17 protein-coding genes and 1 pseudogene are annotated in these 22,629 nt (G+C 58.7%); 9 read left to right on the top strand and 9 right to left on the bottom strand.

The annotated features are described in order from the left end of the window. Nucleotides 1-359 (bottom strand): annotated as a pseudogene (locus H6G62_RS27495) (helix-turn-helix domain-containing protein); the annotation flags it as partial. A 622-nt stretch (nucleotides 360-981) separates the two neighbouring features. Then, complete coding sequence (locus H6G62_RS07265) at nucleotides 982-1,812, bottom strand: pantothenate kinase (protein ID WP_190493544.1); 831 nt, start codon at nucleotides 1,810-1,812, stop codon at nucleotides 982-984. Between the two features lie 233 nt (nucleotides 1,813-2,045). Here H6G62_RS07265 and H6G62_RS07270 point away from each other — a divergent pair, with 233 nt between their 5' ends. Then, a complete protein-coding gene (locus H6G62_RS07270; protein ID WP_199324811.1) occupies nucleotides 2,046-2,753 on the top strand; it encodes a response regulator transcription factor in 708 nt (235 codons plus the stop codon). Nucleotides 2,754-2,865: 112 nt separating this feature from the next. On the opposite strand, the gene H6G62_RS07275 is transcribed toward H6G62_RS07270, so the two are convergent. Next, entirely contained in the window at nucleotides 2,866-3,309 is a 444-nt protein-coding gene (locus H6G62_RS07275) for a resolvase (RefSeq protein WP_347239305.1), read from the bottom strand. Nucleotides 3,310-3,570: 261 nt separating this feature from the next. Here H6G62_RS07275 and smc point away from each other — a divergent pair, with 261 nt between their 5' ends. Next, entirely contained in the window at nucleotides 3,571-7,296 is a 3,726-nt protein-coding gene (gene smc / locus H6G62_RS07280) for a chromosome segregation protein SMC (protein WP_190493548.1), read from the top strand. 181 nt (nucleotides 7,297-7,477) lie between these two features. Here smc and H6G62_RS07285 read toward each other — a convergent pair whose 3' ends face one another. From H6G62_RS07285 to H6G62_RS07295, 3 genes are all read right to left on the bottom strand, one after another. Continuing rightward, complete coding sequence (locus H6G62_RS07285; protein WP_190493550.1) at nucleotides 7,478-8,506, bottom strand: hypothetical protein; 1,029 nt, start codon at nucleotides 8,504-8,506, stop codon at nucleotides 7,478-7,480. Next, complete coding sequence (locus H6G62_RS07290) at nucleotides 8,503-11,121, bottom strand: CPBP family glutamic-type intramembrane protease (RefSeq protein WP_190493552.1); 2,619 nt, start codon at nucleotides 11,119-11,121, stop codon at nucleotides 8,503-8,505. Before H6G62_RS07290 ends, H6G62_RS07285 begins: the two co-directional genes overlap by 4 nt. Nucleotides 11,122-11,268: 147 nt before the next feature. Further along, nucleotides 11,269-11,496 (bottom strand): hypothetical protein, encoded by a 228-nt coding sequence (locus H6G62_RS07295; protein ID WP_190493554.1) that lies wholly within the window; start codon nucleotides 11,494-11,496, stop codon nucleotides 11,269-11,271. 389 nt (nucleotides 11,497-11,885) lie between these two features. Between H6G62_RS07295 and gltX the strand changes: the two genes are divergently transcribed. Beyond that, on the top strand, nucleotides 11,886-13,328 hold the full coding sequence (gene gltX / locus H6G62_RS07300) for a glutamate--tRNA ligase (RefSeq protein ID WP_190493556.1): 1,443 nt from the start codon (nucleotides 11,886-11,888) through the stop codon (nucleotides 13,326-13,328). A 123-nt stretch (nucleotides 13,329-13,451) separates the two neighbouring features. On the opposite strand, the gene H6G62_RS07305 is transcribed toward gltX, so the two are convergent. Then, nucleotides 13,452-13,793: a hypothetical protein gene (locus tag H6G62_RS07305; protein ID WP_190493558.1), complete on the bottom strand. Its 342-nt coding sequence runs from the start codon at nucleotides 13,791-13,793 to the stop codon at nucleotides 13,452-13,454. 280 nt (nucleotides 13,794-14,073) lie between these two features. Here H6G62_RS07305 and H6G62_RS07310 point away from each other — a divergent pair, with 280 nt between their 5' ends. Then, nucleotides 14,074-15,894, top strand: coding sequence for a hypothetical protein (locus H6G62_RS07310; protein ID WP_190493559.1), 1,821 nt, complete (start codon nucleotides 14,074-14,076; stop codon nucleotides 15,892-15,894). Beyond that, nucleotides 15,891-17,867: a DUF3685 domain-containing protein gene (locus H6G62_RS07315; protein ID WP_190493561.1), complete on the top strand. Its 1,977-nt coding sequence runs from the start codon at nucleotides 15,891-15,893 to the stop codon at nucleotides 17,865-17,867. Before H6G62_RS07310 ends, H6G62_RS07315 begins: the two co-directional genes overlap by 4 nt. A gap of 5 nt (nucleotides 17,868-17,872) precedes the next feature. Here the strand turns inward: H6G62_RS07315 and H6G62_RS07320 are convergent, their stop codons facing one another. Together H6G62_RS07320 and H6G62_RS07325 are read right to left on the bottom strand one after the other, a co-directional pair. Further along, nucleotides 17,873-18,037, bottom strand: a complete 165-nt coding sequence (locus tag H6G62_RS07320; RefSeq protein ID WP_190493563.1) for a hypothetical protein — start codon at nucleotides 18,035-18,037, stop codon at nucleotides 17,873-17,875. A gap of 197 nt (nucleotides 18,038-18,234) precedes the next feature. Next, nucleotides 18,235-19,704: an NAD(P)/FAD-dependent oxidoreductase gene (locus H6G62_RS07325; RefSeq protein WP_190493565.1), complete on the bottom strand. Its 1,470-nt coding sequence runs from the start codon at nucleotides 19,702-19,704 to the stop codon at nucleotides 18,235-18,237. 197 nt (nucleotides 19,705-19,901) lie between these two features. Here H6G62_RS07325 and H6G62_RS27720 point away from each other — a divergent pair, with 197 nt between their 5' ends. The 4 genes from H6G62_RS27720 to H6G62_RS07345 all read left to right on the top strand — a co-directional run bounded on the left by H6G62_RS27720 (nucleotide 19,902) and on the right by H6G62_RS07345 (nucleotide 22,550). Further along, nucleotides 19,902-20,279, top strand: coding sequence for a hypothetical protein (locus tag H6G62_RS27720; RefSeq protein ID WP_190493567.1), 378 nt, complete (start codon nucleotides 19,902-19,904; stop codon nucleotides 20,277-20,279). A 69-nt stretch (nucleotides 20,280-20,348) separates the two neighbouring features. Further along, nucleotides 20,349-20,789, top strand: coding sequence for a DoxX family protein (locus tag H6G62_RS07335; RefSeq protein WP_190493569.1), 441 nt, complete (start codon nucleotides 20,349-20,351; stop codon nucleotides 20,787-20,789). Nucleotides 20,790-20,805: 16 nt separating this feature from the next. Continuing rightward, on the top strand, nucleotides 20,806-21,414 hold the full coding sequence (locus H6G62_RS07340; RefSeq protein ID WP_190493571.1) for a cupin: 609 nt from the start codon (nucleotides 20,806-20,808) through the stop codon (nucleotides 21,412-21,414). A 191-nt stretch (nucleotides 21,415-21,605) separates the two neighbouring features. Next, nucleotides 21,606-22,550, top strand: coding sequence for a Uma2 family endonuclease (locus H6G62_RS07345; RefSeq protein WP_242051872.1), 945 nt, complete (start codon nucleotides 21,606-21,608; stop codon nucleotides 22,548-22,550). The last annotated feature ends 79 nt before the right edge of the window (nucleotides 22,551-22,629 follow it).

Genomic DNA, 22,629 nt, shown 5'->3' on the forward strand with positions numbered 1-22,629 from the left:
GTCTCTTTCTCAAGATGAGATGCCAATCTCTCGGCGGTCCATGTCCCAAACGCATAACCGTAATCTTGAGGCTCTTTATCAATGACTTCTATCAGTAAGTCAATATACTCATCCGTTGCCTTATGATAGTTGCCTTTCATTCGGTCATCGATCAAACTATCTAACTTGCTCGGATCTCCATGGGTGCTCCAGTAGGCCACCTTCCGCAAGGAGCATCCGATTAAGTCTGCGATCTCTTGCTGAGTCCTGCCGTCATTGCGCAGTAGCCGTATTAGAATGCGCTCTCGAATGTCAGGGTGTTCATGGAACTTCAACTGCTTCTGAAGCTCTTGCTTTTCCTCTGACGTTAGATAGTTCATGACTCCCATGACTTATTCCATAATTTTAATGTATTATACGCAGTCTAGATGACTAACAGCTTATTGACCAAAACGGTGAAGCTTATTTCAATGCCTCAGTACAAGATATTCAACAGGCACTTCAGGATCTTTATGGAGAGCAAGAGATTTCCTTACAGCAATTATCTGCGACATTTAGACGTGGTGATTTAATAAGTAGACTTCAATGAATTAAATCAGGCCAATAATTCAACTCCTTCTCTTGCAGATTCGCTTAGACTAACACTGCGTTGGTGCGGACGGTACAGGAGTTATCGGTGAGAGTTCAACCGACATTCCGCAGGTTGATGTTTATTTTTTCTTGTGCATTGCCTGAGCTAAGAGCTGAAAACCTTGCTGTCAAAGGGTTTCAGAAATGGAGTAATTATCGATCCAAAGCAGCGACTTAACAATTCGCAATCATTCAGGCAACAGGTTCCGAAAACTGTGATCGCCATTTCCCAATGCTTTCGGGCAGCGTGAAAATCATGCACATCCAAAATTATTTGTCAACCTGCGGAATGTCGGCTAGCGTCAACGTAAGCCTCTATCGTTCGCCAAAGTGGTGGGCTACATGAAGGCGTCCATTACTCTATGCACAGGCTTATTGCTGAGTCTGCCTTTGGCGACAAACCCGCAGTCCCCAAAACATGAGGTCTGGGTCTACCCGGATCGATGTTGCCCAGGCCGGATTTTGTCGCGTGAGTGCCGATGCCAAGGCAGGCCCATCGCCCCCCGTAAACACCACCCGCCCTGCCCGCTGGCCCTGGCCATAGCCCTGCCACCAATCAGTAATAAAGTCGCGTAATCCAGCGAGTTGACTATATAAAATGCCGCTAGTCATGGCCTCGGCGGTGCTGGTGGCCCAGCGGGGTGGCAGATGGGCCAGGTCGTAGGACAATAGGGGCAAGCCATCGGTGTAGTCGTGGAGGGCGCGAAACTGGGAACGCACCCCCGGCAGAATGGCCCCACCCACCAGCCGCTGCTCGGCCCCCGCTGTTAGGGTAAGCGCGGTACCGCCATCCACCACCAGCACAGGCCAGCCGTAGGTTTCCCCCGCCCCAACGAGTGCCAAGGCCCGGTCTACCCCCAGGGTTGGATAGCCATGGCCCAAGGGCACCTGATCCGCTCTCACTACGCGACTTTGGGCATAGGTGCGCCAAACATCGCCCTGGGCCTGCACCACCGAGGCCAGCCATAGTTCTGGGAAATCGGCCATCATTGGTGGCAATTCCGGCTCATCCAACTCAGGCCTTGCAGCGGCTAGGGAGGTCCAGGTCTGCGGGGTAAAGCCTTGGGTCATGAGGGCGTGGCCTTGGGCCGAGGTGAGATGGGGCGTATGCCATCCCCCCAGCCATTGCGCTCCGGCAAAGGATCCCCAATGGAGGCGACTGTTGCCCACCACTAGGGCCAACCAAGGCGTATCATCAACCATGGTACCCAACGATCCCTAGCGTCAAATCTCTGTCTGAAGGTACAAGACAGTGGTTTCGTTTCAGCCTATTGATAATTAGGGTCATTCCTAGAAAACTAGGTTTTCTGGGGGCTGAATAGCAGGTCGTGGCCATCCTACCTTGCCCCATGAAACGATCAGCAACCTATCAACAACCTATCAGCAATCGACCATTGATTACCCATCGCCCACGACCTACGATTCAACCCAGCGCTATGATTCGGATTATTTTGGTTGAAGACCATAACCTTACCCGCATGGGTCTGAAGACGGGCCTAGGCCAGGAGGAGGATATAGAAATAGTGGGTGAAGCCGCTACGGGAAAAGAGGGGCTAGACCTGCTGAAAACCCAGCCCGCCGACATTGCCATTGTGGATATTGGCCTGCCCGACATGGACGGCATTGAGGTGGTGGAAACCCTGCGGCAATTCCAGGCTAGCCAGGGGTTAGATCAGCCTAAGGTGTTGATGCTGACTATGCATGACAGTGAGTGCGCTGTGATGGCCGCCTTTGCCGCCGGGGCCGACTCCTACTGCATGAAGCAAACGGAACTGGATGACCTAATTGTGGCGGTGCGCGAAACCTGCGACGGCAACGCCTGGATTGACCCAGCAATAGCCCATGTGGTGCTGCGACAGGTGCGCGAAACCGCTAGCCCAGTTGCGGCGAGTAGCCGGACAGTCAGCATTGATGCCGTGGCCCCAGAATTTGAGCAAATCCTCGAAACTTACCCCCTCACCGAGCGAGAGCTAGAAATTTTGGAACTCATCGTAGCCGGATGCAGCAATGCCGAAATTGCTGAGCGATCCTACATCACCGTAGGCACCGTCAAAACCCACGTCCGCAGCATTCTCAATAAATTGGGCGTGGACGACCGCACTAAAGCCGCCGTTCGTGCCCTGCGGTCGGGCCTCGTCAGCTAGTACGCCATACCCACGTTCATCAGATCAAACCCTTCGACAGGCTCAGGACGACCGTAAACGGCACGTTCGGGCTGAGCCTGTCGAAGCCCTAATTCTTAGTCTTGACACTGCACTAGGCCAGGTTCTCCGTCAACCGATTGAGGTAGCGTTCAATCAAGAGAATCGCCACGATGTCATCAATGGGGCGGGGAATGGTGCGGAAGGACTGGGGCAGCAGTTTGGCTAAGCCAGCGGGGGGATACATTTGCCAGTATCGATCCCGTGCTTCTAACGAGGTATAGCGCTCATCTACAAGCATAATTCGCGGCGGATCCGCCATCTGGGCCAGAGTTTCTTTCCATTGCTTAGACCCGGTTTGATCGCCCAGCACAATGGTAGAAATTGGAAACCGTAGCCGCAACCGTTCCACCGTAGACAGCACCGCGTCCACCGTAACCACCTCCTGATAGCGCAGGATGCGATCCACCCCCACAATGGCCAAGCCACACTTTTGCCGCCCTGGATCAAGCCCTAAAATTACGGGCTGAGAGAGGGATGGCGACCTAGATTCTGACACGATAACCCCCACAATAGCAGCGGACTCAGCACGTCCCTGGAGTCACGATACTGGTGTTCATGGGATGAAAGCAAATGGCCACCATGGATGGGCAAATCAAGGGTTAAAATCCGTCGCAATCCATCACAAATGACAATATTTACACTAAACTTAGGCGGCAATAGGCCAGGACAGGGTATGTTATGGGCCACTGTCCCCGTTTTAGCCAAAAGCGTGCTAACTTTTAGTACACGTGTCTTATGTCCGAGGCACCCCTAGCGAATGCACATTAAGCGCGTCGAGTTGTCCCACTTCAAGTCCTTTGGTGGCACAACCCAGGTTCCCCTATTGCCTGGGTTTACGGTCATCTCTGGGCCAAATGGGTCTGGCAAATCGAATATTTTGGATGCGCTGCTGTTTGGCCTGGGGCTGGCCAGTTCTAAGGGAATGCGGGCGGATCGTCTGCCGGATCTGGTGAACCAAAGCCAGATGAGTCGTCGCACCACCTCGGAAGCCAGCGTTACCGTTACCTTTGATCTAAGCGATGTGCCGCCAGAATTCTTTTTAAAAGACGCGGCAGATTTAATGGAGGAAGCCCACCGCGCCGCCAGCGAGGCTGGGGAAAATGGTAATGGGGGCAATCCAGAGGCCAACGGAACCAACGGCAACGGTCAGAATGGCAACGGTCAGAACGGCAACGGAGCCAAGGCAGATTCAAGGCTGGTGCCCCTGGCCATCAATCACGAGTGGAGCGTGACCCGACGGCTGCGCGTCACCAGCCAGGGCACCTACACGTCTAATTACTACATCAACGGCGAACCCTGCACCCTCAACGACCTCCACGAGCAGTTGCAGCGCTTCCACATCTACCCCGAAGGCTACAACGTGGTGCTCCAGGGGGACGTAACGGGCATTATTTCCATGAACTCGCGGGAGCGGCGGCAAATTATTGACGAACTGGCCGGGGTGGCTTCCTTTGACCGCAAAATTGACCAGGCCAGGGGCAAGCTGGATGCGGTGCGCGAACACGAAGACCGCTTTCGCATTGTGGAGCGGGAACTGCAAGCCCAGCTAGAGCGCCTAGCCCAGGATCGCCAGAAAGCCGAGAAATACCAAAAATTAAAGGCCACCTTCCAGGACAAGAGCCAGTGGGAAGCGGTGCTGGTGTGGCGGCAACAGCAGAGGCAGATCGATCAATTGCAACAGGCCATCGCCAAGGGAGAAACCGAGGCCACGCAATTGGCCCAGGCCATCACCCAGGCGAATCAGGCCGTGGTGGCCCTAGAGGCGGAATTGGCGACCCTCAACGCCCGCATTCGCGCCATGGGGGAAGACGAACACCTGGCCCTGCAAGCCAAGGTGGCCACGCACGAGGCGGAACTGCGGCAACTCCAGCGCCAGGAACAGGAGACTCGTCAGGCGGCGAACCAGGCGGCGGCGCAGCTCCGGGACACCGAAATTGCCCTGCAACAGCACCAGCGCACCCTGGCCCAGCTTCAGCGGGAGATTGAGGAGCAGTCTACGCGGGAAATTATCGCCCTGACCCAATCGCGGGATCAGGTGCAGCAAACCCTAGAAGAACGGCGACAGGCAACGAATGATATTGCGTCCGCCTCCCAAGCCTGGGTGCAGCAGCAAACGGAACTGCGCCATGCCATCGAAACCCTGCAAGGGGCGATGGAACCCCAGCGGGCGGAACAAATTCGACTGCAAGAACGGCGGCACCAGCTAGAGCAACAAATTCAGGTGCAGCAGGGGCAACTGACCGCCCTCCAGGCGGAGGATGTCCTTGGTGGTGGAAGTGCCCCCGACCTCAGCCAGCAGCTAGAGCGGGCCAAGGCCGAAATTCAGGCCACCGCCGAGAAAATTTCCGCCGCCGAAGCGGAACTCGCCGTGCAGCGGGAAACCCAAACCCGCCTGCTTAAAGAGCAGCGGGACAAACAGCGCCAGCTCGACAAGCTAGAAGCCCAAACCCAGGCCATGCAAGAAAGCCAGGGCACCCAGGCCACCAAGCTACTGCTGGACAGCGGCATCAAGGGCATCGAGGGCTTAGTCGCCCAACTGGGTAAGGTGGAGCCCCGCTACCAGGTCGCCCTAGAGGTGGCGGCGGGGGCGCGGCTGGGTTACTTAGTCGTCGCCAACGACAAGGTCGCGGCTCAAGGGATTGAATTCCTGAAGCAGCGGCGGGCCGGACGGGTGACGTTCTTGCCGCTGAATAAAATTCGTGCGCCCCAGTTCTCCCAAGTGCCTGACTGGAAGCGCCCCGATGGCTTCTTGAACTATGCCGTTAACCTAATCGACTGCGAACCCCGCTACCGCGACATTTTTGCCTACACCTTCGGCAGCACCGTGGTGTTTGACAAGCTGGAGATGGCGCGGCAGCATTTGGGCGATTTCCGCATCGTTACCCTGGACGGCGAAGTGCTGGAAACCAGCGGCGCGATGACCGGGGGTAGTCTCAACCAGCGCTCCGGTAGTTTGCACTTTGGCACCGTGGAACCCGCCGAATCTGAGGAAGCCCAGGCCCTCCGGCAGCGGCTTAGCGACATTGACGTGTTGCTAGAACGGTGCGAACGCAACCTGCAAACCGCCTCCACCACCCTGCAAAGCCTGACCCAAAGCCTGATTGCTCAGCGGCAGCAGTACCGAGAAATGCAGCTTCAGGGGGAACAGCAGCAGACCCAGCAACAGCAGCTTGCCCAACGTCGCAGCCAAATTCAAACCCAGCTTCAGCAAGCCCAGCAGGAGTTTGCCGCCGCCGAAACCCGTCTTCAGGAAATCGCTAGGGTATTGCCGACACAGGAAGGCGAAATTGCCCAAAAACGGGCGGAACTGGCGGAACTGGAGCAATCCCAAACCCACAGTGAATGGCAAACTGCCCAGGCCGCCGTGCGCCAGCTAGAGCAACAACTGGCGGAACGCCAAGCCGCCCTGCAACAGGCGGAACGGCAGGTGCAAACCCGCCAAAACCAGCGCCAACAGCTAGAGGCCATCATCCAACAGGCCCAGCAGACCGTTGTTACTATCCGCCAACAGCAGGGGGAACGGGAGCAAGCGCTGGCCCAAATCAAACAGCAGCAGGGTGGGCTAAACCAGGAAATTACCCAACTGCGGCAGGCCATGGCGGTGCTGGATCAAACCCTCGCTGCCGAAAAGGCCAATCGGGATCACCTCGAAACCCGTCTGCGGGAACAACGCACTCAGAAGCAGCAGCAGGAATGGCAGCGGCAAAAGCTGCTCGAAACCCAGCAGGAGCGGCGGCAACAACTCACCGAGGCCCAACTCCTGTGCAAACAACAGGCCCAGGAGTTGCCCGATCCGCTGCCGGAAATTCCCCCCGACACCGACCTGGAGGAACTGCACAAGGAACTGCGATCCCTGCAACGGCGCATGGAAGCCCTGGAGCCCGTTAACATGCTGGCCCTGGAGGAATACAACCGCACCGAAGAACGCCTCAACGACCTGAGCGAAAAACTCTCTACCCTGGAAGAGGAACGCACGGAACTGCTGCTGCGGGTCGAGACTTTCACCACCCTACGACGCAAAGCCTTCCAGGAGGCCTACGATGCCGTGGACAAAAACTTCCAGACCATCTTTGCCGAACTCTCCGACGGTGACGGCCACCTGCAACTGGAGGATCCCGAAGATCCCTTCAACGGCGGCCTGAACCTGGTCGCTCACCCCAAGGGCAAACCCGTACGACGGCTGGCCTCCATGTCTGGGGGCGAAAAATCCCTGACGGCCTTGAGCTTCATCTTTGCCCTCCAGCGCTACCGTCCCTCGCCCTTCTACGCCTTCGACGAGGTGGATATGTTCCTGGATGGGGCCAACGTGGAACGGCTATCCCGCATGATTAAGCACCAGGCAGAGCAGGCCCAATTCATCGTCGTCAGTCTGCGTCGCCCCATGATTGAAGCCTCCCAGCGCACCATCGGCGTCACCCAGGCGAGGGGAGCCTATACCCAAGTGCTGGGTATCGACCTAGAAACCCAGAGTGCCGCGCCCTGACGTGTCAGCGCTAGGCCGTGTTTTCATGGGACAGGTTGATCCAGAGGATCCTCAATAACGCCTACCATATCCGTTTTGAAGCCTCCGACTCCCAGGCCGATAAGCCATAGGGGCAGGATCTCCTCACCGACCCAAATCAGCGGCAACCAATGGGCCACCAACCAATGCCGTCAGCCATGGGCTAGGGGGAGGGGGAAGAGTCGGCGGGGGGAAGCAGGGTGGGAAAGGCGCGGCGCAGGGCCACTAGGTCGGGCCGTTGGGGGCTGGTATAGAACTGGTTGGTGGATTGTCCGGCGATCCAGGTGGCGGTGGTAAACCCGGCAGCAACGGCAAAGGCTCCGGCGTAGGGCAGGATCACTCCCAGGGCAATCACCGTGCCCCAGGCCAAAAATCCGGCCATCACCGCCCACACAAAGCCGAAGAAGTTGCCCAGCACCGCAAGGGCATCCTGGCCTTGGGGTTTGCCCCACAGGCTGCGGATGTCCCAAATCATTTTCAAAATCAGCCCTAGCACGACGAGGAATTTGATTTCCAAACTGCCCCCGCCTCGGATGGGAACCAGCCCCACAATGGCAGTGGCCATGCAGTAGTCAATAATCATGCGACGGACTTGGCCTTCGCGGTAGATCATCGCCACCATGCCTGTCAGGGTGGAGTTGACGGTGTCGGGGGGGAGGGCTTGCAGGGGCCGACGTTCCAATCGTCTGGCGAGGGCGGGCTCGATCCCAAAGGTGGATCGAAGTTGGGCCAAGGCGGCGGATTCCTGGCGGGTGATGCCCTTGGAGCGCAGAATGCCAAAGGCGGCTTGGTAGAGTTGCTGCTGTCGCCCTGGCGTGGTGACGTGGGGTAGATGCTCCGCCAAGTTTGGCCGCTGGTTTAGTAACCCTTCTGGGGTGAGGTCTGGGGGCCAGGGTTGGAAGGTGGTCAGCGCCTTGAGGAACGCGTCCAACTCCAGCGGGGTCGGGGTGCCGTCCAGATTCGCCACGGCGGCAAGGGCATAGAGGCAGGCCCGTTTTTCGAGATCGTCCTTTTCGAGATCATCCTTCAGATCGTCTTCGCCCAGGGGGATCCCGTCCAGGACATCCTCGTCCAGAGCGCTCTCGTCTAGACCATCTTCTTCCAGATTGTCCGGTTCGAGCTTATCCAGTCCCACATTGTCCTGTTCCAGATTGTGATCCAGGTCGTCGTTCTCAGGGGGGTTGGGCATCATGGCAACACCTCGGCAGAGGGTAAGGCAGGGTCAGACTTGGGGGCACGGTGGTTCAGTCTGGGCATTCGGTCATAGCCGCCGAGGCTGAAGATCCACACCACCACCACGGCCCAATGCACCCACACCACCAGCCACAGGGAGCCTGTGATCCAATACAGTGCCGCCAGCAGCAACCCCAGCCAGCCCACCAGGGTGAGGAAACGACGGTCTTGTAGGGTTTCCTTGGCTCCTCGGTAGAGGGTTTTGCTTAGCCCGTAGTGATACAGCACAAACAGGATCACGCTCAGCACCGTCCACAGCAGCCAGCGCCACCCCGGCACCCCCTCCATGGGATGGGGCAGCAGCGCCACCCGGAAGATCAGTTCCTCCACCAGGCAGGGCACAAACCAGAGCTTTACCCCGGATAAGAGGGTATCGATGGGCGACTGCATGGCGTTTTTGCCCACCAGGAACCCCGTGCGAAGGCCAAAGGGCAGGGCCACCGCTCCGTATAGTCCAAGTCCTAATAGACTGAGCAAAATCGTCGCAGGCTGGGGCCAGGTGACAAAGGCATCGGCCAACCGCTGGGCTACCGTACCCACGACGGGAATGCCGCCCATCAGCCCTGTGGGGGGAATCGGTTCAATGCGGGGATCATCGCCGCCCGCCATGTTGGTTCGCAAAAACCAAAGCTGGCCCCCGTGGCGCAGGAAAACCCGAGCCACCGCATCGTGCCCCCAGCGCGGCATCATCGACTGCCAACTCAGGGCACCGCTGAATAGGCCGCGATTGTTGGAGAACGCCCCTGTCGCATCAATCCCGGCCAGGGTGTCGGCGTTGCTTTGCCAGTCGGGCCGAATCACACCGTAGGGGGTGAGCAGGGCTTCCAGGTCTTCCCCCAAGGCCACGAATTCTAGGGCACGGCGGGCTTCGGGGCTGTCGGGATTTTGTCGCACCCACTCCACAATCTGCGGGTTTTGCTCAATCTGTCGCCGAATCTCCTGCATGGCGATAAACAACGCCTGGTTAGAATCCTGAACGCAGGAGGTGGCAGGCGTCACCCCGGAAAATCCGGTGCCGTCCCCGGTGCGGTAGCGGGCCATCATCACCTGGGTTTGAATCAGCAATTCCCGAAACAGCGACACCGTCACATCGCCAAACTGAAAGGGCGTGATGAAGGAATCCAGCTTCACCACAATGTCGGACAGGGGACGCAGCCCCAGCCAGCCCCGCTGCATATCGCCCGTGTAATCGGCCCAGTCGTGGGTGCCGGAGACAATGCCGCCGCCGTTGTGGGCATAGACCTGCTGATACTGCACCGCAAACTGAAGCTCGTTGGTGATCGGCTCTCGCGTCACACGGGTTAAGCCGTAGGAAAAGTGACCTGTGACCGTGCCCAGGGGAGCAAATTCGCTATTTTCGCCGCCAATACCGCCAAACAGATGAACGAGCAGGGCATAGTCCCCCTCCTGCCACTGGGCACGGGCCGCATCGGAACTGCCACCATTGGGGCTTACCAACACCCGCTGAAGGGTACCCTTGCGTTGAGGGGTATCCCGCCAGTTACCCCGATTGATATACTTCAGCCCCGGATCGCGCCCAATCACCACCTGATCGGGCTGAAGTTGAAACAGCGCCCTGGGTTTGAGGGACTGCACCGTAAACATCCCGGTCTCATCGCGGGAACCGTAGATATACCAGCCCTCCCGCCCAGCAGGGGAGTCCACCAGGTCACGAAGATTGGAGAAAAACCGCTCACTCCGGGCCATGGGCTGCTGGGGAATCCGCACCGTGCCGATGGGGCCAGTAAAATCCTGGGTCGCGGCATCATAGAACTGCACCCGGAAAAATTCCGTCGGGCAAGGGGCAGAGCCAGGGCATTCCGTCGGCAGCGGCGCATTCACCGACACATCCGGCTCCAGCAATTTCACCAGGCCATACTCGCGCCCGGTGATCTGCACAGGCTCTAGGGTCGTCCGCAAAACCACCTGATCATTTTCGATTCCCAGTTCTGGCTCCACCAGCCGCACGGTGACATCATCCTTGGGCCGTGCTCCGGCGAGGGACTGCATCGGCCCCACCTGCCGCCGCCCGTTCAGCCGAATCGGGACGATGTTGCCGTTTTCCCAAAACTGATTGGCCTGGGCCGTAAAGGTGATATCCGTCGTCACCGCTTGGATGTAGCGGCTGTTGTCCTCCCCCGGTCGCCAGGTCAGCTTCACCACCTGCCCCACCAAAGCCGGATCCGCCCCATGCCACACCTCAAACCAGGCCCAATCCCCCGGATCGGCGGCATACTCGTCTTCGCTGGGCAGGATCAGCCGCCCCAGCCAATCTCCATTAGGCCGCAGCAGGGGCGATGTGGGCAGGGGCGTAATCGGGTAACTCTCCACCCGGTTAAACGCCTGGGCCTGGGCCAGCTCGTAGTTCGACAGGGGCATCGGTCTTGGATTGAGGCCCCCAGAGGCGGAATTCTCCTGCCCCCAGGCCACCGACCCCAGCAGCACCAAACAGGCCACACTCAGCGCCAAGGCCAACCACCGCCGCCAACCCCTCAGCCGTGGCCCTATTGACCCTATCGACCGCCGCCAAGCCCCAGCAGAAGACCCAGGAAACGAAACACTACGGTTAGCCATCGACGACTCAGAGTTCAGAATGGCGCTATTTTAGGGGCAATTCATCCCCGATTGCGAATATCTTGACCTTCGTTTGTGTTTAGTCTTCCGTTGGCACCACCGCCGCCTTATCCAGTTGCCCCTGGGCCAGATCATTTTTGAGTGAGGTCAGGCAATTGGGTTAGATTTGGGCAATGGATAGGATGCTTTGCAGGGTTGGCAGTGACCTGTTTTTTCGGTGAGCAGGATAAACTCGATGCGTTCCCGTTGCAGGGTGAGGCTGTCTTGGATGCGGAAAATAAATTCGCCGTAGTCGGCTAGGTCGTCCAAATTCAGTAGGGTGAGGATGACTTCGGCAAAGAGCCACATCAGGCTACGGTTGAGTAGGGTTTGCATGACATCCTCCAAATCCATCTGGGCTAAGGCGGGGGCGGGCGGATTGGGAATGCCGTATCCGTTTTGCCGGATGACGATTGCGCTGGGGCAATGATTAAGAGCCCTGTAAATAATCTTCACTTATTGTAATGATAAGCAGCCGTCATCAGCTATGGGCAAAGGTACGGATGTCTAGGGCGAGTGGATCGGCTGTCCACCCTTTATTACGGAAAATCACGGGGTAAATTCCAGGGCTCTATCGTGGGAAGGCGGATCGTGGGAAGGCGGGGCGATTGTCGAGGTGTTGCGGAGTCCTGGAATCTCGGTAAACCCTGGAATCTCTTTGGATGTACCGCCGCGTTGCCCCTTAAAATAAGGGTTTGTCCCTTGTTGAGAGTGCAGGTATTCCCATGACTGTCCGTGTTCGCATTGCCCCCAGCCCCACCGGGAATCTGCACATTGGTACCGCCCGCACCGCTGTGTTTAACTGGCTGTTTGCCCGCCACGAGGGGGGGCAGTTCATCCTGCGGGTGGAAGACACCGACGAGGAGCGCTCGAAGCCCGAATTTACCGAAAATATTCTGGCGGGGCTGCGCTGGCTGGGCATGGAATGGGATGAGGGGCCATTTTTCCAGTCTCAGCGGTTGGATCTCTATGGACAGACGATTCAAACCCTGCTCGACAAGGGCTTAGCCTATCGTGCCTACGACACCCCCGAAGAACTAGATGCCATGCGGGAGGCCCAAAAGGCCAAGGGACAAGCCCCCCGCTACGACAACCGCCACCGGGATTTGACCCCAGAACAACAGGCGGCCTTTGAGGCGGAAGGGCGTCCGGCGGTGATTCGCTTCAAAATTGACGACAGCCGCACGATAACCTGGAACGACCTAGTGCGTGGCCCCGTCACCTGGCAAGCCAGCGACCTGGGTGGCGATATGGTAGTGGCGCGGGCCGCTTCGGCAGCGACCATCGGCCAGCCCTTGTATAACCTGGCGGTGGTGGTGGATGACATCGACATGGCCATCACCCACGTCATCCGAGGGGAAGACCACATTGCCAATACGGCGAAGCAAATTCTGCTCTACGAAGCCCTGGGCGCTGCGGTGCCTGCCTTTGCCCACACGCCGTTGATTTTGAACCAAACCGGGCAAAAGCTCTCCAAACGGGATGGCGTAACGTCCATTTCCGACTTCCAAAAAATGGGCTTTGTGGCCCCCGCTTTGGCCAACTATATGACTCTGCTGGGCTGGTCGGCCCCCGATGCCAACGAGCGCTTTACCCTGGCAGATGCGGCCAAGTTATTCAGCTTTGATCGGGTCAACAAAGCCGGGGCTAAGTTCGACTGGGACAAACTGGACTGGCTGAACAGCCAATACCTGCACGATATGCAGCCTGCCGCCCTGCTGGAGTTGGTGTTGCCCTATTTCCAGGAAGCCGGATATACGGTGGATGGTTCGACGGATCGGGACTGGCTGCTGTTGCTGATGGCGCTGATTGGCCCCAGTCTGACGCGGTTGACCGATGCCGTGGATCAAAGCCGCTTCTTCTTTACCGAAACTCTGCCCTTTGCCGATGACGCTAAGACCCAATTGCAACTAGAGGGCGTAGCAGCGGTAATTCAGGGTATTTTGGACGGGTTGACGAGCCAAAACCCCGCCAGCCTGGATGACCTGAAGACCCTGGTTAACGATGTGACCAAGGCCCAGGGCGTCAAAAAAGGCTTGGTGATGAAGTCCCTGCGGGCGGCGTTGATGGGGGCACTGCAAGGCCCGGATTTGATGGAATCCTGGGCGATTTTGCGCCAGCGTGGGTTTGACGTGGCTCGGCTGAAGGAAGCCTTGGCCTTGGTGTAGGGCTAAAGGGGGCTGGATGGGAGGATGGCTGTACGCGGTGTTCCTACGGTTGATCCCACATTCGGCTGGTGTGCCCCCGGTATCAGCGGGTGAGGATTCCTCACCCCTACGGGCAACAGGCAGCTAGGAGGGTTCTTCGGGGAAGAAGAAATCGGTGGATTCTTCGTCCTCTTCGGCAGCGGTGTAGCTGCGGTAGTACTCTTCTAGCTCGGCGGCGCTGATGGAGCGTTCGGAGGGGTTCTCGAAGAAGGCTTTGACCTTGAGGTAGCGGCGCAGACCTTCGGCCCCAGCATCGTGTTGGGTGGCCGCTTTGAAATCCTCTGGGAAGGTGTCGCTGATGTGGAGCCAGGCTTCTTCCAGGATGTCTTCCACATCTTCGTTGGGCGCACTTTCAATGAGCGCTTCCAGCCCGTCGAGGATATCGATCACCTTGAGGATTTCTGGCAGTTGTTCCGAATCAGACATGGAGCTGCGTGCAGATAAGGGTGAAGGAACCGTAGGAGTTGACCATATTAGGAGAATTCTAGAGGAGGATGGGTCAGATTGATCGGTCGTTCTGGCGGATCGATGGTTCTGGGGCGGTGGGTGGCCCGGAAGGATGGCCCGAAAACTCCGAGGATCAGGCGACGAAAAATCCGGTTCACTTCTGGCGATTGCTTCTAAAATGTGGCATTGCTGGGTGGCCCCTGATGGTCGTCGGCAATGGCGTCTCACTGTGTTCTCTTGGTTTGGGTGGGTTGAATCCATGGCGTCTACATCAACGCGGGTACGATCAGCGGTTCGGGTACGGCCCAAGCAGGACAATGACTCTGGTGTGCAGTTGCGTCCGTTGGGTTGGCTGTGGCCCACGCTATGGATGGTGTTGCTGGCGGGGTCTGGGCTGTTTTGTGGCTGGGCCTTGCTGTGGCTAACCCGCATTCCCCCCCTGCCCGACTGCGACAACATTACCCCCTTCCATTCCTCCAGCGATATGCTGTACTGCGCCAAGGCTCAGGCTCGCACGGGGGAACCCAACAACCTCACCCAGGCGGTGTTGTTGACCGTCAACTGGCCCGCCACCGACGCCAATTATGAGGACGCCCAGGCGATCCTGAAGGACGCCTCGGAGCAAATTCTGGTGCTGTCTAACCGCTGGGCCCAGGCAGGGCGGCTAGAGGATGCCGTTAAATTGGCGGGCACCATTCCCCTGAATACGCCCCTGCGGTCTTCGGCCCAGGCGGTGATTTTTGAATGGCGGCAGGCGTGGGAACAAGGCCAAGCCCTAGAAGCCCAGATCGAAGCGGCCCTCGCGGCCCAGGACTGGGAACAGGCTAAGGGGCACCTCAATGCCTTTAAGGATCTTCAGGGCAGCTATTGGAACACCACGAGACATAACCATTGGCACCACCAAACCCAGCTCGAACAGCAAGCCTGGGATCAACTATTGCAGGCACGGGCCAAGGCGGCCTCCAGCACTCCGGTGGATCTCCAAGCGGCCATTGCGCTGGCCCGTGAGATTAACCTCAGCAGTCAGGTGTGGATCAAGGCCGAAACGGAGGTAGACCAGTGGGGTCAGCAGTTACTCGCGGCAGGGCTAACGGAATGGAACAACGGCAACCAGGACGCCGCCCTCGCCCTCGCTAGCCAGGTGCCCCCCAGCCCCGATCTCGACCCAGCGGCGGCGGATCTGCTGCGGTTGGCCCAGGCCCAGCGCCTCGTGGCCCACAGCGGAGCCAATACCCCCGGCGCTGAACCCCACTACGGCCATGTGCTCAACCTCATGGAAGCCATCGCTGCCGTGCAGCAAATTCCCGCTGATAGCGCCTTTGCCGCCACCAGCCAGCCCAACCTCGACACCTGGCAGGCCCAACTTGAGGACTTGCAGCGGCTCAAATTTAGCGCCATGGTGGCCAAACTGGGACGCAAGGTCACCTACCAATGGGCGGAGGCCCAAGCCCTTCAGGTGGAGGTGGATCGGCCCCGTCGCATTCAAGGCCAAACCCTCATTGCCAACTGGCGAGCGAATATTCAACGCATTGAGGATCGGCCCACCCTCATCCAAGCCCGTACCCTGGCCCAGCCGGGAACGATTCCGGCCCTGCGATTGGCGATGGATAAGGCTAGTCAGGTGGAACTTGGTCGAGCGCTGCGGGGCGAAGCCCAAACCCTAATCGCCGCTTGGCAGGACGAAATTCAGGTGATTGAGGATCGGCCTATGCTAGATGCGGCGGTGGCCCTGGCGAATCAGGGTAAGCTGAAGGAGGCTATCCAAGAGGCCCGGAAAATCCAGACTAACCGCGCCCTCCATGATCGTGCCCAAACCCTCATCCAAGACTGGACCACCGAGATTCAGGTCGCTGAAGATCGGCCCATTCTAGATCGGGCCAAGAATTTGGCCTATGCCGGAAGCCTAACAGCAGCCATCAACCTGGCCTCCCAAATTGCCCCAGGCCGTGCCCTTCACCCCGAAGCCCGCAGCGCCATTGCCCGATGGCAATCCGAACGAGCCTACATTTGGTCAATTTGGGAAGCTGAAGGCCGCCGCACCCCTGCCGAAGCCAACCCCGATAGTTCCGAATCAGAATGATCGATTCCCCCCTGCGCCTCATGCTCGTTGACGAGGATCCCGTCTTTCGGATGGGGCTGCGGATTTGGCTAGAGCAAACCGCCGGATATCGGGTGGTGGCGGAGGCCAGCCAGCCGGGGGATGCCCTGGCCATTTTAGCCCGCCGTTTGGGCCAGACCTGGTCAGAAACCGACGACAATCAGCCCCCCAACCTAGCCCCCGATCTCAACCCCAACCCCGATCTCGCCATCGATTTGGTCATCCTCGACCTGGGCCTAGGAATGGGATCTCCGGGACAAATTCCCGGCCTACAACTCTGTGGCGACATCAAAACCCGCTACCCTAGCCTGCCGGTGCTGGTGCTCAGCGCCCAGGGCGAACCTGTGCTTGCCGCCGCCGCTCAGCAATTGGGGGCCGATGGCTTTGGCCTTCGCAGTATGCCCGTCCAGGAGTTGAGCGACTGGATTGCCCATCTCACCAGACGCCGTTCTCCCCAATCGCCCGGTTCCCTTTCCCCCATCAAACCCAGCCCCACTGTGCCTGATTTCGGCCAGCCCCCTCGGATGGTGGAATGCGTCGGGGCTGAACGGGATCCCAGCCCTACGGGGTCTCCCATGGATGCGGGATCACCTCGTCCATGGGCGGCTCTGCGGCGAGGGATGCGGATTTCGGCCCTTCAACAAATTGAGGCCATGATGGCCGCTATCGAAGCCGATCAACGGCGGGGGCGGCCTGACCTATGGACAGAGGCGGTGATGGCCGGACGCTACCGAGAACTGAGGGCCGCTCGCTGGCTGATGACCCAACTTCTGGCTACCCCCCGTTTGGATCCATCACCCCAGGCCAGAACCCCCAATGCCGACCGCTGGGATACCTGGAACGGAGAACGGTGGGAGATCGCTCAACCTGGCGCTGGTCGTTCCCGTCCCTCCCAGGCCACGGGTGACCCTCCCCCGCCCCGCCGTTCCGGTGCCCTCGTATCCGAACCTGCCAACCCTAGCGACCTGGTGCGGGGTGATCTGCCGACCCTGGTCTTTGAGCAGGTTTTTCGCACCTTTCAAGGCTGCTTGGACAATACCAGCAAAATTCCTCAAGAAACGGATATTTTGCGAGAAGACAAAAAGCGGGAACTGCTTTACCTCACCCTGCGCAAGTTTGAGGATGCCGTGGAAGCCATGGGCCAAGCTAACCTACCCCCCGGACAACTGGCGGAGCAAAGCTCTCTCCTGTTGCGGGATGTGTGGGCGGCTACCCTCACCGATTTCTTTGGCCGCTACTACACGCTCCAAGTCATCAACCTGGAGCAGCCCGTGGTGCCGACCCTGATGGCCGAGGCCGAGGTGGTGCAGCGGTCGATCCTCAGCCACATTCCCCTAGTGCCGGATCTGTTGGGTCATCTGGTGTTTCAAGATGCCCTGATGATCGACGGCATCCCCTACCTGGCCACCACGCCCCAAGCCCTCGGCCATAGCCAGCGCTTGCTAGAAAACCTGCTGCTTCAAGTCGCCAACGGCGTCATTCAACCCCTGCTGAATTGTTTCGCCGATGTGGAACTGCTGAAGAAAACCCTCTACCAGCGCCGCCTCATGTCCAGCCGCGACATCGAGCGCTTCCGCAACGATCTGTCCTGGCGCTACCGTTGGGATGGCCTGATTAACGACCCCAAGGCGATTTTTGAAAGCCAGTATCGCCTGTGGCACTTCACAGAGCGAGGCATTCAAACTCAGATGATCTACGCCCCCCGCCGGGATGAACTCGATAGCCTGTCGGGGCTGCAACGCCTCGTCACCCTCACCATCGAAGCCCGCGATGCCGTGGCCCCCCGCTTCCGCTCTGCCATTTCCTTTGTGGGCAGCGGCGTGGTCTATGTGTTGACCGACGTGATTGGGCGCGGCATTGGACTCATTGGCAAAGGGGTTTTGCGGGGAGTGGGCAATGCATGGCGCGATCCCCGCAGTTCTAGCTATCGCCCCCCAGGCAATGATCCAGAGTAGCGGGTCTAGGCCGATAGGCGGTGGATAGGGACAACGGGGGGGGCGGCGTAGGTGGGCAATTCTGCGGGAACGAGAACGGGATCGGGGAGATAGATTTCGATGGGCTGGGGCAACCGTTCCAGCGGGTTGATGAAAATAACTATCCCTTTGCCATTGCTCTTGGCCCTCACCCCTGCCCCTCTCCCTCAGGGAGAGGGGTTCTGAATCTGGCTCCCCTTCTCCCTCAGGGAGAAGGGGTTGGGGGATGAGGGCCAAGACTGGACGCTTTATTCATTGGATTACTCTAATACATATGAGTACATATGAGTTACTTGCTAATGTGAGATGCCCCCGATCTATTTCTGTCTCACTGTGTTGTTTTCGGGGGCTACGATGTCCTGAATTTTCGACTCATCGAGGTGCCCTGTGGTTGATCTTCTGGATCAATCTGCGTGGGCACACTGGTCGGTGGCCAAAGGTGCTTGAACCGATCTGGAGCTAAGGCCCGCCACACCAGCACACCACCCACCGCAATGGTGAGTCCTAGGGCACCGCCGAGGACCCAACCCGGTAGCTGGGATCGCAGACTCGGTTGGGGCTTACTGGGCAAGGTGTGGCGCTGAAATAGTTCATCGGAGAGCCAACTGACGATACCGCTCAGGTTGTGGACGGGGTTGGGCAGTAGGCTGAGGTAGGTGCCCTGGCGAATCAGGTGGCCGCTGCGTCCGGTGATGGCGATGCGATCAAACAGGTTGGCGGCTCCCTCGGCTTGGCCGAGCTTGATCAGGGTGCCACGCAGGGAAACCTGGACAGGCTGGGGCGACTGGTGGTGAACCAAGGCTTTGAGATTGCTGGCGATGGCGGTTCCCTGTTGGTAGGCCACCTGAGCCGTGGCGGGCTGGGGCGCATCGAGCACGGTGCAGTCGCCCCCAGCAAACACGTTAGGATAGCCCGGAAGTTGGAGGGTGGGTAAGACTCGCAGCCGTCCGGCCTGGTCTTTTTGGACATTCGGCAAGTCGGCGATGACGGGATTGACCCGATTGCCTGTCATCCAGAGAATCGTGTAGGTGGGTAGGGTGTGGGTATGGCCTTGGTCTTGGCCCGGATCTCGGTAAACCAGATGATCGGCGGCGACCTGAACAGCTGCTCCGGTGAGGAACTGAATCGGCACCCATCGGTTTTGCAAGGCCCGCTGCACCGTATTGCGTAGGCCGCTGTTGATGTCACCCTTGAGGATGTTGGGGCTACGGTTGACGATCACAATCTTCAGTTCGTTGACCAGACCTGTAAATTGACTGGCCCACTGGGGCAAGAGATCGCCCAGGGTCGCCGCCATTTCTACCCCCGCTGGCCCTGCCCCGATGATCGCCACCGTCAGCAAGGCTCGCCGCTGGTCTAGATCCTGGGTTTGGCTGGCCCGCTGAAGGCATTGGCGCAGGTGGCGGCGCAGCTTGGTCACATCTTCTTCGGTGCGAAAGGCGAAGACGTGGTCGTTCACCCCCGGAATGCCGAGATCGTGGACGGTGCTGCCCAGTCCCAAGATCAGGTGCCCGTAGGAATAGCGATGACCTGAGGCCAGAATCACAGCTTGGCTGGCTAGGTCGATGCGATGTACCGCGCCGTGGATAAAGGTAATCTCATCGCCGTTGAGCAGGGTATCGTAACGGGGCCACACCTGCGCCTCGGTGAGTTCGCCGCTGAGGAGTTCGTAGAGCAGCGGTTTGAAGACAAAGCGATCACCTTTATCGATCAGCACTATGGGCCGAGGATGGTGCTGGCGGCAGAGGTGCATGGCGGTGAACAGGCCCGTAAACCCGCCGCCCACAATGATGGTTGGACGTGTTGACCCGGCTGACATCGAGGTTTCCTTGAACGCACAGGTTGATGATGACAGGGCGATATGAGAGCGTCCTGAGTCACGGCTCAACGGTGCATGAGGGGCTTGCTCTCTCATCAAGTTCTCAGCTTAGGTTCAGGCGCACTTCAGAGGGGTTCTGTTAGCTGATAGTCAGCGAGGCTTACGCCGTTTTTACCCCATCGACAGGCACCCCAACCATGAATTTTCAATTCAAGTACCTTGCGATTCTGGCCACCATCGGAGCCATCGGCATGGGCGCAGTCGCCGCTGGCAATGCCCCCTCTGGAGCCAACCCCTGTGCGGGCAACACTTCGGGCGTGGTTAACCCCTGCGCCGGAGCCAATCCTTGCGCCGGAAATCCCTGTGCGGGCAGCAAAGCGAATCCTTGTGCATCGGCAGACCCCTGTGCATCGGCGAATCCCTGTGCGGGCAAAGCGAATCCTTGCGCGAGTAAAGCTGACCCCTGTGCTGGAGCGAACCCCTGCGCATCGGCGAATCCCTGTGCGGGCAAAGCGAATCCTTGCGCGAGTAAAGCCGACCCCTGTGCCGGGGCGAACCCTTGCGCCGGAAGCTAAGCGCCTGCTCCAGCCCTGTCTCCACCTATCGCTAAACCGATTCTTGCCATTCCTTTTTGAGGTACACCCATGTTCCGTGCTGCGCCCCGTTCCACCGATTACGCCCTGCTGATGTTGCGATTGGCCACCATTTTTGTGTTTCTCCCCCACGGCCTCAGCAAAGCCTTCAACTGGCCGATGGCGAGTGCTATGTTTGCTGGCATGGGCTTTCCGGGCTGGCTCGGCCCCATTACGGGCATTGTGGAAGTGATCGCCAGTGTGTTGCTGTTGGTCGGTTTCTTGAATAAGTGGGCCAGTCTGGCCTTTTTAACCATCATGGCGGCGGCGATTACGGGCGTTCATGTGCCCCTGTCTGTGGCGGCGGGGTCGCCCACCCCCGGCCTAGAGCGCGATGTTCTACTGGTGGCCGCTGTCTTGGTGCTGATGGCCTTTGGCCCCGGTGCCATTGCCATCGACTCCCAAGCCCCAGCCCTCGCCAGCCCATCCCCCGCCGAACGCAGCTTCCAGTAGGTTAAAGGCCCATTCCATGACGAACCACAACTGGCTTGTCACCGACGACGGACAATGCCGCAACTTCGGGAATGCTAAGATGGCCGCGCCCGCCGAGTACTATCGCCTCTACCGCTTCCTCACTGACCTGGAAGACATTTTGAAAGTCACCCACGACGATGTGGCCCGCCTAGAGGCGATTACTCCGCTGGTACGCACGCTGCTAATTAGTTCCTTCTGGCTCCAGATGGAATACAACAACCCCGACCCCAAAACGGGCTGGAGCGTGCGCTTTCTCTACCAGGAACACGAGTTTCCTATCACCATTCAAATGGTGGCCTGGGCACCGAGGCAGCGGTCGCCCATCCACAACCACGGCACCTGGGGTATTGTGGCCCTGCTGGATGGCCAAGAGCGCAACCGCCTATGGCAACGCCAACCCGATGCCGACCACCCCGACCGCATTGCCCCCACCCAAGACCTCCTCCTCAATCCGGGCGACATCGTGGCCCTCACCGCCGATGCCATTCACAGCGTCGAACCCCTGGGGGATACTCCCACCATCTCCTTCAATCTTTATGGCGTCACCAATTTCCAACAACGCTACGAGTTTGACCCTGACCATCACACCGCTAAGCTATTTTGATGAATCAGAGGCCATGGTTTCAATGACCCAGTCTAGATACCCCTGACCGTCTATGCTAAAGACCCTGCAAACCCACCCCGACCCCGTGAACTGGGCGGCGTTTACCTTCATGGGCCTGGGGGAATAGGGAATTCGCTACGTTCGTCAGTTTCGGAACCCGTAATCGGAACCCGCAACTAGAAGGCTACCGCATGACCCAAACCCTCAGTATTGAGAACCTTAACCCCACTACCGCTAGGCTGACTGGGTTTGCCATACTGAAGATCAAAGTCCTGTGTCAGGATCAATACCCTGGGTCAGCGGAGAATCCTTCCATGACGATAGAGACTCACCCCCAGCCTGTCATTCTTTACCCAGAATCAGACGGCCAACCGATGACCGAGAGTGACCCCACCCGCGACTATTTAATCTACGCCGTTGAGGTGCTGCGGCAGTTTTTCCAGAGCCGTCAGCAGGTCTATGTGTCTGGCAATTTGTTTATCTACTACCGCGAAGGCGACCCCAAGGCCGTGGTTTCGCCCGATGTGTTTGTCATCTTTGGGGTCAGCAAGCGCCAACGGCGTAGCTACAAAACCTGGCAGGAAGGCAGAAAACTGCCCTCCTTCATCCTCGAAATTACCTCCCGCACCACCCGCAAACAAGACGAGACCGAAAAACCGGCCCTCTACGCCCAACTGGGGGTGCAGGAATATTTTCAGTACGATCCCACGGAGGATTATCTCAACCCCCAACTCAAGGGCTATCGCTTGCGGCAGGGGGTCTATGAAGCCATCGCCCCTGCCACACCAGCAGAGCAGGGCGGGGCCATCAGAAGCGAGGTGCTGGGGCTAGACCTGCGCCTGGTTGACCCTAGTTTTCCGGTGGCAGCGGCGGCCCCTGGGCTGATGTCGGTGGCGAAGGCATTGCGGTTTTTTGATCCCCAAACGGGGGAAAAATTGCTGAATTACGCCGAAGCGGAACAGGCGCGTCAGCAGGCAGAGCAGGCGCGTCAGCAGGCAGAGCAGGCATTGAGTGAAATGGAACAGGCTCAGATCAATGCAGCGGCCCGCCTGTTGCAGCGGGGGCTGACGCCAGAGGAGGTAGCCGAGATTTTGGAGTTGCCCCTAGCGACGGTGCTGGCGTTGGGGGAACCCTAGTGGGAGGTCTAGGTGCCCAAAGCGCCCCCAAAGCTAAAGGAATCTAACGACAACTCGCCCTAAACCCCAGCTATCGGCT

Origin of the sequence: Phormidium sp. FACHB-1136 (assembly GCF_014697375.1) — a bacterium.
In the GTDB taxonomy this organism is placed as follows: domain Bacteria; phylum Cyanobacteriota; class Cyanobacteriia; order Phormidesmidales; family Phormidesmidaceae; genus Nodosilinea.